This is a genomic window from Paenibacillus gallinarum, assembly GCF_014836635.1.
Classification (GTDB): domain Bacteria; phylum Bacillota; class Bacilli; order Paenibacillales; family Paenibacillaceae; genus Paenibacillus; species Paenibacillus gallinarum.
In genome coordinates, this window is the sequence record NZ_JACSQL010000003.1 from 302,581 (window position 1) to 316,589 (window position 14,009).

The 14,009-nt window shown below is 40.4% G+C and carries 15 protein-coding genes; 13 read left to right on the plus strand and 2 right to left on the minus strand.

Going from position 1 to position 14,009, the window contains the following annotated elements; translation table 11 throughout:
• Positions 1–324, plus strand: coding sequence for a CHY zinc finger protein (locus H9647_RS10605; protein ID WP_191799737.1), 324 nt, complete (start codon positions 1–3; stop codon positions 322–324).
• A 27-nt stretch (positions 325–351) separates the two neighbouring features.
• On the opposite strand, the gene H9647_RS10610 is transcribed toward H9647_RS10605, so the two are convergent.
• Complete coding sequence (locus tag H9647_RS10610; protein ID WP_191799738.1) at positions 352–660, minus strand: hypothetical protein; 309 nt, start codon at positions 658–660, stop codon at positions 352–354.
• Between the two features lie 181 nt (positions 661–841).
• On the opposite strand from H9647_RS10610, the gene H9647_RS10615 reads away from it, so the two are divergent.
• Complete coding sequence (locus H9647_RS10615; protein ID WP_191799739.1) at positions 842–1,306, plus strand: GNAT family N-acetyltransferase; 465 nt, start codon at positions 842–844, stop codon at positions 1,304–1,306.
• Positions 1,307–1,410: 104 nt separating this feature from the next.
• Here H9647_RS10615 and H9647_RS10620 read toward each other — a convergent pair whose 3' ends face one another.
• A complete protein-coding gene (locus H9647_RS10620) occupies positions 1,411–2,844 on the minus strand; it encodes an N-acetylmuramoyl-L-alanine amidase family protein (RefSeq protein WP_191799740.1) in 1,434 nt (477 codons plus the stop codon).
• Positions 2,845–3,056: 212 nt separating this feature from the next.
• On the opposite strand from H9647_RS10620, the gene H9647_RS10625 reads away from it, so the two are divergent.
• The 11 genes from H9647_RS10625 (at position 3,057) to H9647_RS10675 (ending at position 13,836) form a co-directional block, all read left to right on the plus strand.
• On the plus strand, positions 3,057–3,944 hold the full coding sequence (locus H9647_RS10625; RefSeq protein ID WP_191799741.1) for a fructose bisphosphate aldolase: 888 nt from the start codon (positions 3,057–3,059) through the stop codon (positions 3,942–3,944).
• 162 nt (positions 3,945–4,106) lie between these two features.
• The gene (locus H9647_RS10630; RefSeq protein WP_191799742.1) at positions 4,107–5,315 is read left to right on the plus strand and encodes an MFS transporter; all 1,209 of its coding nucleotides are present in this window, start codon (positions 4,107–4,109) and stop codon (positions 5,313–5,315) included.
• Between the two features lie 375 nt (positions 5,316–5,690).
• A complete protein-coding gene (locus tag H9647_RS10635) occupies positions 5,691–6,959 on the plus strand; it encodes a lactate racemase domain-containing protein (protein WP_191799743.1) in 1,269 nt (422 codons plus the stop codon).
• Positions 6,960–6,974: 15 nt separating this feature from the next.
• Positions 6,975–7,823 carry an ATP-dependent sacrificial sulfur transferase LarE gene (larE, locus tag H9647_RS10640; RefSeq protein WP_404822616.1) on the plus strand — a complete coding sequence of 283 codons (849 nt, stop codon included), beginning with the start codon at positions 6,975–6,977 and terminating at the stop codon, positions 7,821–7,823.
• Positions 7,824–7,917: 94 nt separating this feature from the next.
• Positions 7,918–8,664 (plus strand): nickel pincer cofactor biosynthesis protein LarB, encoded by a 747-nt coding sequence (gene larB, locus H9647_RS10645; protein WP_191799744.1) that lies wholly within the window; start codon positions 7,918–7,920, stop codon positions 8,662–8,664.
• A 3-nt stretch (positions 8,665–8,667) separates the two neighbouring features.
• A complete protein-coding gene (gene larC, locus H9647_RS10650) occupies positions 8,668–9,705 on the plus strand; it encodes a LarC family nickel insertion protein (protein WP_191799745.1) in 1,038 nt (345 codons plus the stop codon).
• Between the two features lie 20 nt (positions 9,706–9,725).
• Positions 9,726–10,202 carry a nickel insertion protein gene (larC, locus tag H9647_RS25985; protein ID WP_191799746.1) on the plus strand — a complete coding sequence of 159 codons (477 nt, stop codon included), beginning with the start codon at positions 9,726–9,728 and terminating at the stop codon, positions 10,200–10,202.
• Positions 10,203–10,286: 84 nt separating this feature from the next.
• The gene (locus tag H9647_RS10660; protein ID WP_191799747.1) at positions 10,287–10,583 is read left to right on the plus strand and encodes an ArsR/SmtB family transcription factor; all 297 of its coding nucleotides are present in this window, start codon (positions 10,287–10,289) and stop codon (positions 10,581–10,583) included.
• Positions 10,584–10,744: 161 nt separating this feature from the next.
• Positions 10,745–11,761 carry an NADP-dependent oxidoreductase gene (locus H9647_RS10665; RefSeq protein ID WP_191799748.1) on the plus strand — a complete coding sequence of 339 codons (1,017 nt, stop codon included), beginning with the start codon at positions 10,745–10,747 and terminating at the stop codon, positions 11,759–11,761.
• A 39-nt stretch (positions 11,762–11,800) separates the two neighbouring features.
• Positions 11,801–13,105 carry an aldehyde dehydrogenase gene (locus tag H9647_RS10670; protein WP_191799749.1) on the plus strand — a complete coding sequence of 435 codons (1,305 nt, stop codon included), beginning with the start codon at positions 11,801–11,803 and terminating at the stop codon, positions 13,103–13,105.
• 179 nt (positions 13,106–13,284) lie between these two features.
• Positions 13,285–13,836, plus strand: a complete 552-nt coding sequence (locus H9647_RS10675) for a GNAT family N-acetyltransferase (RefSeq protein WP_191799750.1) — start codon at positions 13,285–13,287, stop codon at positions 13,834–13,836.
• Positions 13,837–14,009: the final 173 nt, after the last annotated feature.

Below are 14,009 nucleotides of genomic sequence, written 5' to 3' on the forward strand. Positions count from 1 at the left end.
GTGGACGTTTATGGAGCTGTCTTGGATCGTGAAACGCGCTGTATTCATTATCATACGGAAAAAGATATCATCGCAGTGAAATTTGCATGCTGCAACCGATATTATCCTTGTTATAAATGTCATGAGGAACATGCTGATCACGCCATTCGGCGCTGGCCACGGGAGCAGTTCAGTGAACTCGCGATCCTATGCGGGAATTGTCACAGCGAATTGTCAATTAAAGAGTATATGAATACGGACAGCTGTCCGCATTGCCACGCTCTGTTTAATGAAGGGTGTGCTGCACATTATCACATTTATTTTGAAGAAAGAAACCGTCCGTGAGGAATAGGTTTCTTTTTTTTGATTCCACTACTGAACACGATCATAAAATTTCTGCCAATCTTTTTTTCCTACATGAATAAGATCGAGTACAGTCTTTTTTATGACAGTATGGATTGCTTCGCGAAAAAAACGCATTTCTTCTCGAATGGCAGCCTCCACCAAACCATTCGAATTTTCATAGTTTGTTCTTTGGATCCCGAGTTCGATTTGATGTTGTGCTTCATGATCATCTACCATATCAAGAAGATGATCAAAAGCGATGAGAACGTCAGCATGTAAACCTAACTTATTCTCTGTAATCATGAGATCTCTAAATTCTTGTAAACTTTTACGCATAAAGAGTCACTCCTTTGTTCCTTTCTAAGCAGGTTGCACAGGAAATCATTGAGAATAATCTTTATTCATCAGCTAATTTAATGTTATTCTACATATGATGATATATACATAATAAATCAAGAAATGGAACATTTTTTAATGGTGGAGACTCAGCGCTAGCTAAATGACAGGGGGATAAAATATGGTTACATTAGATCCTATGAACCAAGAAGAGTTTCAGCAGTACATGCGTTATGCCATTAAGGATTATGCAAAAGATAAGACTATTTCTGGTAATTGGTCGGAAGAAGAAGCGATGGATCGCTCTGAGCAAGAATTTTCCAGACTATTGCCAAAAGGTGAGAAAACCGAATTTAATCATTTGTATTCCATCTTTGATAAAGAGCAGCTATTAGGAATGATATGGATTGCACCTGAGTCATCCACAAATTATAAAGAAGGCTTTATTTATGATTTTGTGATATGGGAGAAATATCAAGGGCAGGGATATGGCAAACAAGCCATGAAAGAAATCGAAATGAAAGCAAAAGAACTCGGCATGGAGAAAATTCAGCTTCACGTTTTTGGTCACAACCAAGTTGCACGAGGATTATATGAAAAGATGGGATATGAGATTACAAATATTAAAATGGCTAAGACCATTTAGATAAAAAGACCGCTGACAATGATGTCAGCGGTCTTCTTTTTCAGAGATAGGTTCAGAAATGTTAAGTGATACAAATGTAAATAAGAAATGAGAGTACTTCATTTTTAAATACCCAAATACTCTTTAATTCCATCTACAATGGCTTGAGCTGCTTTATCTTGTACAGCTTCTGTGAAGAGCGCCTCTTCTTCTGCTAGGTTACTTAGGAATCCAATCTCCAGCAGTGCGGCGGGCATCGTTGTTTCTCTAATGACTTGGTAATTCCCTTCTTTAACACCGCGGTCTTTAAACCCAAGTGCCTTCACGAGATGCTTATGAATAACCTTTGCTAAATCTTTACTGCTGCTTCGCTGATAATAATAGGATTCGGTTCCGCTGGCTTGAGGGGAGGCTAGGACACTATTCCCATGAATCGATACAAATATATCTGCTTTTAATTGATTCGCTAAGGCTACTCGTTCCGTCCGGGTAGGGTATACATCTTCATCACGAGTCATAACGACATTGATCTCCGGCTCACTTTGTAATAATGTTTCTACTTTTAACGATAAAGCTAAAGTAAAATCTTTTTCATGTGTATTTGTAATACCGATTGTACCTGGATCGCTGCCGCCATGACCGGGATCGATTACAACCGTTTTACGTCCTGAATTGTCAACTGGTGGAATAGGAATAGGAGCAGGAAGAGGGACAAAAGTGCTATTTTCATCCGCTTCCGTTACATCGACAACAAGGGTATTTGATTCCATTTCCGTCTGAAACTCAAAAGGAATTTCTTCTTCGGCAACGATAACAATTCGAACAACTTCCGGATCACGACTGAATAAGGAATATCTCACCTCGGAAACAGTTGAGTATCCGCTAACGTCTAGCTTACCTATTGTCCCTATGTTTAAAGATTGAGAAAAGGAGCTGGAGAAAGTCGCGTTCGGGATATCGACCACAATCCGCTGAGGATTAGCAAGTGTAGATATAGAAGGTTTTACATCCCCATCTAAAGAAACGACGAGCTGGTTGTTTGCAAAATACATATCATTCACTTGTTTGACAGGTTCCTTATAGGTCCCTTCTTCAATGCCATTTGAACCTGCTACAGGAATACTGCTTGTAAGCGTAACGACTTTATTCTTATTATCCCATTTCACAGCAAGTCCCATATTTTCACTTACAAACCGAAGCGGCACAACGACCGTATTATTCAGATTCCTTGGTGAAACCTCAAGCAGGGAGGCTATGTCGTTGATCAAGGCTTCTTTTTTATTCACGGTGAGCGTTAAGGTATCTGTATCATTCTGAATTTTGACGCGTTTTATCTTTTGATCCCAGGTTACTTTAAAGTTCAAATTCTCTGCAACAACACGGATGGGAATCATGACCGAATTATTTATGATGCTCACTTGTGCAGGGGAAGGCAGTTTGATTTCTTTACCATCAAGAATAATTTTGGCTTTAGGCGGATTACTCGAAGCATGCCCGATGTTTGGAAAAATACTGCATAATAATAAACTGAAAAGAAATAAAATCATTGTTTTTTTCATCGCGCACCTCAATATTTGAATAATAATCTTTTTATATGGACAATATTCAACATATTACCAAAATTATCCTGCTTTATTTACACGATAAAATGATTTCTTTCTTCCCGCCAAATGTTTGGGAATTGCTGAACTACGGTATAGAAATAGGAGAGTGAGTAAAATGGAATTCTATTTTTTAAATTAAGTGCAGAAAAAGAAAGGAGTATATTAAGATGAATCAAAAACAACGAGAACGAATGGAATCAGGAAAAGGATTTATTGCAGCCCTGGATCAAAGCGGGGGCAGTACTCCCAAAGCCTTGTTGCAATACGGAGTAAAGGAAACGGAATATAGTAATGAAGAAGAGATGTATACACTTGTACACGAGATGAGAACACGAATCATTAAAAGTCCTGCTTTCTCTTCGGATTATATTTTAGGAGCGATCTTGTTTGAAAATACAATGGATCGTAAAATAGACGGAAAATTTACTGGGGAGTATTTGTGGGAGGAGAAAGGCATTGTTCCTTTTCTCAAGATTGATAAAGGATTAGCTGAGGAGAAAAATGGAGTTCAGCTCATGAAACCAATGCCTGAACTAGATCGTTTGCTGGACCGAGCAAATGAAAAAGGGATTTTCGGGACGAAGATGCGTTCCGTGATTAAAGAAGCGAATAAAGAAGCGATTAAAGAAGTCGTAGCCCAGCAATTCGAAGTTGCCAAGCAAATCTTGGCCAAAGGACTCATGCCGATTATTGAACCGGAAGTAGATATCTATAGTGAAGATAAACAAAAATCGGAAGAAATTTTAAGAGACGAATTAATTAAGCATCTGTCTACACTTGATGAGAACGTAAAAGTGATGTTGAAGCTTTCCTTGCCAAGTGAAGATAATTACTATAAGGAGCTTGTGAGCCATCCTCATGTTCTTCGAGTAGTGGCTTTATCTGGGGGATATGAACGAGAAGAAGCGAATGAGAAATTGGCTCGCAACCATGGAGTAATTGCAAGTTTCTCACGTGCCTTAGCGGAAAGTCTTATAGCAGATCAGACAGATCAAGATTTCAATAAGCTGTTAACAAGTTCCGTGGAAACGATCTATAAAGCTTCTTTAACATAGGAAAATATGAATATCATCTTGATTGATGATTCATTAATAACTTTACAGTCGGGGCAGCCTCTATTAGGAGGTTGCTCTTTTTTGTCTGCTTCGTAATAGAAAAAATGATAGTATAGAAAAAGTCACAGAAAACAGAAAATTTTCAGAAAATAGGAGAGATTTATGCAAACCTCACGTACAACACATCCTAATGTTTTAAAAAAGAAAGAGCGTTTCCCTTTTGCGCTCCTCTGTCTGACACTGGGTGCATTTGCGATCGGTATGACTGAATTTGTAATTATGGGTATTCTGCCTAATGTTGCAAATGATCTGAGTGTTACGATTCCACAGGCTGGACAGTTAATTACCGGATATGCACTTGGTGTCGCGATCGGCGCACCTGTACTTACCATTCTCACCAATCGAATTCCTCAAAAACCGCTGCTTTGTATTTTAATGGCAATCTTTATCCTAGGTAACTTTATTGGGGCAATAGCTCCTACCTATGAATTATTAATGGGGTCGCGCCTGTTAACAGCTCTAGCTCACGGAACATTTCTTGGGACAGGGTCGCTCATTGCAACTCAATTGGTGCGTCCTGAAAAACGAGCCGGCGCTGTATCCATGGTGTTAGCGGGACTTACCATCTCTAATATCATCGGTGTTCCTTTTGGCACAATGATTGGTCAAAATATGGGTTGGCGTGCTTCCTTTATAGCGATTACGATCATGGGGATCATCTCACTTATTGGCATCATCTTCTTAATACCAAAAATAGAGCAAACAACAGAGGCGAGTCTATCCAAAGAGGTTCGCAGTCTTTTCCAGCCACAAGTACTGCTTGTGCTTGCTACGGGGGCTTTTGGTGCATGTAGTATGTTTACGGTCTTTACTTACATCACGCCACTTATGACGGATATTACTGGTTTTCAGGAGAGCAGTGTAACCTGGATTCTCGTAATGTACGGTGTGGGAGTAACGCTCGGAAATATAATTGGCGGGCGGCTTGCAGATTGGAAGCTCATGCCATCTATGATCGCGATATTTAGTGTCTTGACGGCACTGTTATTTATTTTATCAGGCGTGCTGCATTACCCGGTTCTTACGCTGATTTGCGTTTTTTTATGGGGAGCAGCCGCATTTGCTATTTTGCCGGGAATACAGCTTCGCATTATGAATTTGGCACATGAAGCCCCAAGGCTCGCTGCAACCTCAAGTCACTCTGCTCTTAATGTAGGGAACGCTTCTGGCGCATTTATCGGAGGATTCATCATTACTCATGCAGGCCTTGCCTATATCCCGCTGACAGGTGCATTGATGGCGGCTATTGGGATTATAGGAGCTGTATTAAGCTATAATCAGGTTGAAAAAAGAAAAAGAGCTGTGAATTAAAAAATCCGGCTCTTAAGGAAAATACCCCAACAAAAACTGCACTCCAATGGTTAGATGGATTCTAGCTATCGGAGTGTTTTTTTGGTTTCTTGAACTATAAAGTTTCAAGCAATGGCTAGAATGGTTTGCGAGCTTAAGTTAAGGGAATGAAAAATTGGGTTTTCCTTTATTACAACAACGTGTTTCTCTTACTTTCCGAAGCTAACGCATGATCCAGACCGGGGACATCAAGGAAATATAATGGTATTATACAGACAATCCATCTTTATGGTAAAAACATCAGAATATAGATAATGGTAGAAATAATACGCATAAAATGTTATTTATTAGGTAGTAAGACATCCGCAGGCAGCTGATAAAGGAGAGAAGTGCAGTATGGGGATTTTACAAGAACTTTTAAAAGATATTCCTGTTCCAAAAATGGCAAAAGTAAAAGTTGATTTTGATGACAATCAGATCAAAGACTTGGAAACAGAACTTAGAAAGAAGCTGGACCGTGAGAAAATCCTAAGCAAAATAAAGCCTGGAATGGAAATTGCGATCGCCGTCGGCAGCAGAGGACTCGACAGAATTGCGGAAATCACCTATGTAACTGTTAAGTTTCTGCAAGATGCCGGAGCGAAACCCTTTATCGTACCAAGTATGGGCAGCCATGGCGGCGCAACAGCAGAAGGACAGCGCGAAGTACTGGCACATCTCGGGGTAACCGAAGAGACCATGAATTGTGAGATACGTTCCTCTATGGAAGTCGTTCAGCTTGGAGAGCTGTCTAATGGACTACCCGTATATATAGATCAGTATGCGGCTAATGCTGACGGAATCGTCGTTATTAACCGGATCAAGCCCCATACTGCTTTTAGAGGTTCTGTTGAAAGCGGAATCATGAAGATGATTAGTATAGGTCTTGGTAAGCAAAAAGGTGCTGAGGCTTGTCACCAGCTCGGATTTAAATATATGGCCGAGAATGTACCTGCTATGGCTAAAATGATAATGGAGAAAAGACCCGTTTTGTTTGGAGTAGCAACCGTTGAGAACGCATTTGATAAAGTAGCTGTCATCGAGACCCTTACGCCCGATGAGATTGAAGAGAAAGAAGCAGGGTTACAGATGAAAGCAAAGGAAATGTTGCCTAAACTGTTCTTTGATCAATTAGAAGTACTGGTTATTGATGAGATTGGCAAAAACATAAGCGGTGATGGAATGGACCCCAACATTACAGGTCGGTATCCTACCCCGTACGCTCATGGTGGTCCTGACGTGAATAAGATGGTGGTCCTTGACTTGACTTCACAATCGGAAGGAAATGCGAATGGGGTAGGAACAGCGGACTTTACAACTCAAAGACTCGTAGACAAGATGGATCTCGAAACGATGTATGCGAATGGACTCACGTCTACCGTAGTAGCGCCGACCAAAATTGCAACGACGTTATCTAACGATCGTGAAGCAATTCAGGCTGCGATTAAAACAAGCAATATTCTAGATTTTCATCAAGTAAAAATGCTTCGTATCAAAAATACACTTGTACTTAATGAGATTGAAGTATCTGAGGCTTTAATAGAATTGGTGAAACAGCATCCTCAGATGGAACTGGTATCGGACCTATATGATATTCCTTTTGACAGGGAAGGAAACTTATTTTGAACCAGGAGGAGAAGAATGACGAATCTATATAAACTTACAGGAAAATCAGAGGGAATAGCCCTGCTTGAGAATAAATATAACCAATTACAAGCCATCCTTCTGGAAATGAAGTCCGTCGTCGTTGCCTTCTCCGGCGGGGTTGACAGTACCTTTCTTCTAAAAGTTGCTGTCGATACCTTAGGAGCAGATCATGTTCTAGCGGTTACTGCAGATTCAGAGACCTACCCATCAAGTGAATTGGAAGAAGCGAAGGAACTGGCAGCGCAGATTGGTGTAAACCATCAAGTAATCGAAACTTCGGAACTTGCCATTCCGGGGTATGCGGAAAACAATAAGAACCGCTGTTATTTTTGTAAAAGCAGCTTGTTTGACCACCTCATCCCTGTGCTTGAGCGAATGTCATTTCAGAATATTGTATACGGTGTCATTGCTGACGATATGAACGAATTTCGACCAGGAATGCAGGCAGCAAAAGAAAGAGGGATTCGCGGTCCTCTGCTTGAAGCAGAGCTATACAAACAAGAGATTAGAGAACTTTCGAAAGAACGTAATTTACCTACATGGGATAAGCCTTCCTTTGCGTGTCTATCCTCCAGGATTGCTTATGGGGAGCATATTACGAATGAGAAGCTTAAAAAAGTAGAACGAGCAGAGGCTTACTTGAAATCCCTCGGAATCCGCCAGGTTCGCGTTCGAACCCATCAAGAGATTGCAAGAATTGAAGTGGAACCGCAACATATGAGAATTGTATTAGAACATCACTCTAATATCGTACAAGAACTTCAAGACTATGGATATAAGTACGTTACGATGGATTTGCTTGGTTATCACAGCGGTAGCATGAATAAAGTTCTTCCAATGTAGTGTAGTAAGAAAAGATCAATCCTTACAAGTGAGACATTCTGTATTCTTTTTATACATTTTCTAATGCAAGAAGCGAAGTAAAGAGGTGCATGAGATGCTGGAGAACATACTAAATCAAGTGAAAAATGGAGAACTGAGTGTGGATGAAGCGAAGGAGTACTTCGCTGCTTTTGAAGACTTGGGCTTCGCCAAGGTGGATCATCATCGAAAAAAACGCCAAGGTTTCCCTGAGATTGTCTATGGAGAAGGCAAAACATCGGAACATATTATTTCCATTGTCCAGTCTTTGCGTGCGCAGAACAATCAGGTACTGGTCACAAGAGTAACCGAGGATAAGGCGAAAGAAGTTCAGAACGTTCTGCCTGATTTGATATATAACGATGTTGCAAGGATTCTTTATTGGAAAAAGCAAAAGACTCCTAGTAACCTGCCCGGATATATTGCTGTGATTGCTGCCGGCACCTCGGATATTCGTGTAGCGGAAGAAGCAGCCGTTACGGCCGAAGTCCTCGGTAGCAGTGTTCACCGAATCTACGATGTGGGTGTCGCAGGCATTCACCGTCTACTGCACCATGCGGAAGAAATCCAAAATGCGGTTGTTTCGGTGGTTGTGGCTGGTATGGAAGGAGCTTTGCCAAGTGTGGTAGGCGGCTTAGTTGCTCATCCCGTCATTGCGGTCCCAACCAGTATCGGCTATGGAGCAAACTTTAACGGCTTGTCAGCACTGCTTACGATGCTAAATTCTTGTGCTTCAGGCATCAGTGTTGTCAATATTGATAACGGATTTGGCGGCGGGTATAATGCTGCACTCATTCATAAGCTGATTCAGAAGGGATTGTAACTATTGAAAACACTATATCTCGATTGTTTCTCTGGGATTAGCGGAGATATGTTCATTGGCGCATTGCTTGATGCGGGGGCTGATCCGGTTCATTTAAGAGAAGAACTAAGCAAACTTCGAATGGAAGACGAGTATGAGTTGAGATGGGAAAAGGTTTTGAAAAATGGTATCACCTGCACCAAATTCGATGTGATTCTGCAAAAAGATAGTCACTCGCATGTACATAGTCTTACTCATACTCCTGAAAAAGTCGGTCATAAGAATGAATATTCTCATTCTCATGGGCGCGAGGGTCATGAATACGCTCATTCACATGAACATGAACATGAGCATGAGCATTCCCAAGAGCATGTCCATACACATGAAGGTTACGGACATGTACATACGCACGAGCACGACCATACGCAGGAAGATCACGAACATGAGCATTCCCACGGTCACGTCCATACACATGAAGGTCACGGACATGTACATACCCATGAACACAACCATAATCATAAACAAGTACATGTACATGATCATCTTCATGCTCATCGTTCCTATAAAGACATTGTTCGATTAATTGAAGCGGCTGGCTTTTCAGAACAAGTGGAAAATACAGCCTTGCAAATTTTCAAAAAAATCGGGGAAGCAGAAGGGAAAATACATGGAGTTCCTCTGGATGAGGTACATTTTCATGAAGTGGGCGCGGTTGACTCTATAATTGATATTGTAGGTGGCGCTATTGCGTTCCATCAGTTAGGAATTGAAGCTGTCATATCGTCGCCCATCCCAGTCGGTAAAGGGAAAATCCGAATTGATCATGGAATATATCCTGTGCCCGCACCCGCAACACTTGAAATGTTACGTGGCATTCCTATAGAGCGCTCTGATATTAGGGGTGAACTGACAACACCGACGGGCGCCGCGCTTATTGCGGTCTTAGCAGAGGAGTTTGGGTCCATTCCCTCCATGAGGATTCAAACGATTGGCTACGGAGCAGGAACAAAAACATTTCCGGATCATCCGAATGCACTACGGGTTATTATTGGGGATAGCTGAAAACCGAAAGGAGCAGAACTATGGAATCTCACCATCCTCCGAGTCATGAACATGTAGATATGGAAATGGTCAAAATGGAAGTGAATCTGGACGATATTCCAGGAGAATGGCTGGGATATGTTATGGATATGCTGCTGGATCACGGGGCCAATGATGTATTTTATACGCCGATCTTTATGAAGAAAAACAGACCAGGGACCTTACTGCAATTGCTGTGTTCTACTGCTAAAATAGAGAAAATGAAAGAAATCCTCTTTACAGAAACAACCACACTCGGAATTCGTTATTATCCATTAACCGTACACCGCTTGGAACGAATATTTGAACAAGTGGAAACGCAGTGGGGGAATGTGACTGTGAAGAAGGGAATGTATGCAGGACAAGTGGTTCAGTGGGCTCCTGAATATGAAGAATGTAAACAGATTGCAATTTCCCATGGAATTCCTTTGAAAAAAGTGTATGACGAAATTCGTAAAAGCACTTATCTTAACATGTAAATAAGAAGTCGCGATAACGCGGGTATTTCTGCTGTACTTTTTGTAAGATTTGACTTTATGAAAAGAGAGAAATACAATAGTTCTATGATGATCAAACCAAATTCTTCAATGAATGATGTAAAACGGGTTAAAATTTTCAAAGCATTGTCAGAGGTAAAACGTATAGAGATGATTCGATATCTTTATCACCACCGGGACAGCAACACATGTGGTTCAATTGGTGAATCGATGGGAATGGATAAATCAAATGTATCTTATCACCTTAAGATTTTATACGAAGCGGATCTAGTCAGTGTGACACGCATGGGTCAGAATAAGTTCAGTAGTCTTCGAGAAGATACATTCACCGAATTTTTACCGGGTTTCTTGGACAGTTTGTAATTAAAATGTCCAGAAACCCATCATTTTTCGATAATAGTTTGAAAGTTTTATAACTATCAAATATAGGTTTCCGAACATCATTAGCGTTAGATTTCTGATCAGACGGGTAATAAGTAGATGTGAAATCTAAAAAAATATTGAAGTAATGGAGTAGTGATCATATGAGTCAGACAACAAAGAATAGACAAGTTTTATTAATAAAGCGTCCGGAAGGATTGCCAACACCGGGTGATTTTAAATTTAAAGATACAGAAGTACAGCAACCTCAAGAGGGACAAGTTGTCGTAAAAACTTTATATTTATCGGTAGACCCTTATATGCGCGGCAGAATGAACGATTCGAAATCATATATTCCTCCTTATCAGTTGAATGAAGTGATTAAAGGCGGAGCTGTAGGTGAGATCGTAGAATCGAAATCAGACAAGTACAAAGAAGGAGACAAAGTAATCGGTATGCTAGGCTGGCAGCTATTTAATACAGTAGATGATAGCAAAGTTACCAAGATTGACGAGTCGATCGCCCCTGTATCTGCCTATTTGAGTGTTCTTGGTCTAACCGGACTAACTGCTTACTTTGGATTACTAGATATTGGTCAACCTAAAGAAGGAGAAACGGTAGTTGTCTCAGGCGCAGCGGGTTCTGTAGGCATGTTCGTGGGTCAGATTGCTAAAATTAAAGGAGCGCGTGTGGTTGGTATTGCTGGTACCGATGAGAAATGTGACTACTTAATGAAAGAGCTGAACTTTGACGAAGCTATCAATTATAAAACGACAGATAACATCAAGCAGGATTTGGAAAAAGCTTGTCCTGATGGTGTCGATGTTTATTTTGATAATGTAGGTGGATCCATTTCAGATGCAGTGATGAGCTTGCTGAATGATCACGCACGTATTCCACTGTGTGGCGCGATATCTTCTTACAACAGTACGGATGGAGATATGGGACCTCGTATCCATGGTCAGATGATTAAGACTCGTTCTTTACTTAAAGGATTTGTACTTAGCGATTATGCAGATCGTCAGTCAGAAGGACTTCAAGAGCTTGGAAAATGGCTATCTGAAGGGAAATTAAAATACGAAGAGACCGTAGTTGATGGTTTTGATAACGTCGTAGAAGCTTTCCTTCAATTGTTCAAAGGTGCGAACCTAGGCAAGATGCTCGTTAAAGTTAGCGAGTAAAATACGAATTATACTAACATATAGAGGAGAATGTGAGTCATGGAAAATTACGAGAATTTAGCAAAAAGACAGCGGACATTCTTCAAAACAGGTCAAACGAAACCTATGCAATATCGAATTGATTCATTAAATACATTGCAAAACGCGATTAATACAAATGAAAAAGAAATTCTTGCTGCTTTGAGAAAAGACTTGAATAAGTCGGAGACAGAAGGATATGCTTCCGAAATTAAACTAGTGCTTGAGGAAATTAAGTATTCCTTAGAAAACTTGAAAGCATGGATGGAACCTAAAAATGTAGAAACGCCTGTTTTTATTACAGATGCATCTAGCGTAATCTATCCAGAGCCATACGGTGATGCTTTGATTATTGCCCCATGGAACTATCCATTCCAATTGGCTATCTCTCCTCTTGTAGGAGCTATTGCGGGCGGTAACTGTGCAGTACTGAAACCTTCAGAGTTCACTCCAGCGACATCGGGTGTCATTTCTAAAATGATCAGAGATAACTTCCCTGAAGAGTATATTGCTGTTGTAGAGGGTGAAGTCGAAACGAGCACTGCTCTTTTGAAAGAGAAATTTGATTATATCTTCTTTACAGGAAGCACAAATGTCGGAAAAGTAGTAATGGAAGCTGCATCGAAACATTTAACTCCGGTTACTTTGGAACTGGGTGGTAAGAGTCCTTGTATCGTGCATAGTGATGCAGATCTTGCTACTGCCGCTAAGCGGATCGCAAGAGGGAAGTTTCTCAATGCAGGGCAAACTTGTGTTGCTCCAGACTATCTTTTGATACAACGTGATGTAAAAGATCAGTTTCTTAGCAAACTTAAAGAAGCAATTCATGGATTATATGGAGAAGATATTTCCAAAAATCCTGATTTCCCTAAAATCGTAAATGAAAAACAATTTAATCGACTAAGTGCATTCTTAGATAATGGTAATCTGTATTTTGGCGGAAGAACAGATGCTTCTAGACAATTTATTGAGCCGACAATACTTGATCAGATCACTTGGGATGATTCGATTATGCAAGAAGAAATCTTCGGTCCGATTCTTCCTGTGATCGTATATGATGATTTGAATGAGATTATTGAAGAAATTACGAATCGTCCAAAACCGTTAGCTTTCTACGTTTTCTCTGAGAGCAAAGAAGTACAAGATGAGTTGTTGAGCCAAGTCTCCTTCGGTGGCGGCTGCATCAATGAAACGCTTGCGCACTTAACTTCGCCTTATCTGCCTTTTGGCGGTGTGGGTGAAAGCGGTATGGGATCGTATCATGGTAAAGCAAGTTTTGATACATTCACGCATCATAAAAGTGTTTTGAAACGTAAAGCTGAGTAAAACAGCGGGTATAGAGAATCTCCATCCTTAGGGTGGGGATTCTTTTTTAATGGAGTCAAATGATATGATAATTGTCGATGTGACCTTGTGGAAGGGAAGCTAAAATAACTGAGAGTTGTTATTTTGTTAGGAACAAGCTAGATTATTCTTTGGTCTAATTATAAGGGGATGATGAATTAATGAAGAGAATACCACTTAAAATGGTCAGAAAAGATTTACTTGCGATTCCAGAGTACTCACTTCCTGATGGATACCGTATTAGGTTGTTTGAGAAAGGTGATGAACATCATTGGGCTCGGGTGGAAACCAGTGTAGGTGAATTTAAAAATGAAGAAGCTGCACTGGAGCGTTTCAATAAAGAATTTGGACCCTATCTTGATGATATGACAAAGCGCTGTCTATTTATTGAGAATAAAGAGGGAGAAGTAATTGCGACTACAACAGCCTGGTATGGTGATTTACTAGGTAATGGAGACATATCAGGCAGAATTCATTGGGTAGGTGTTACTCCTGAATATCAAGGGCAGAAACTGGCCAAACCGTTACTCAGTGCTGCAATGAATATACTAGCTGATCATCACTCAAAAGCGTACCTTACCTCCCAAACTACAAGTTATCAAGCGATTAATATGTATTTAAACTATGGATTTGAACCTTTCATTACAGGTCCAACTTGTAATGAAGCTTGGTCTTTGTTGGAGGATATATTGGATCGTAAAATAATATTGTAACCCTAACAGTAACCCGATAGATAGACACTTTATAAAAAGAGTGGCTGTCTATCGGGTTTATTTTTATAGAATTATTTTGATATCTATGTATCGCTGACACTTTTCCTTCAGATCCATTGTTCTACTATAGGGCAGCCGTGTCATTCGTAACCTATGAACATAGAATAGATTAA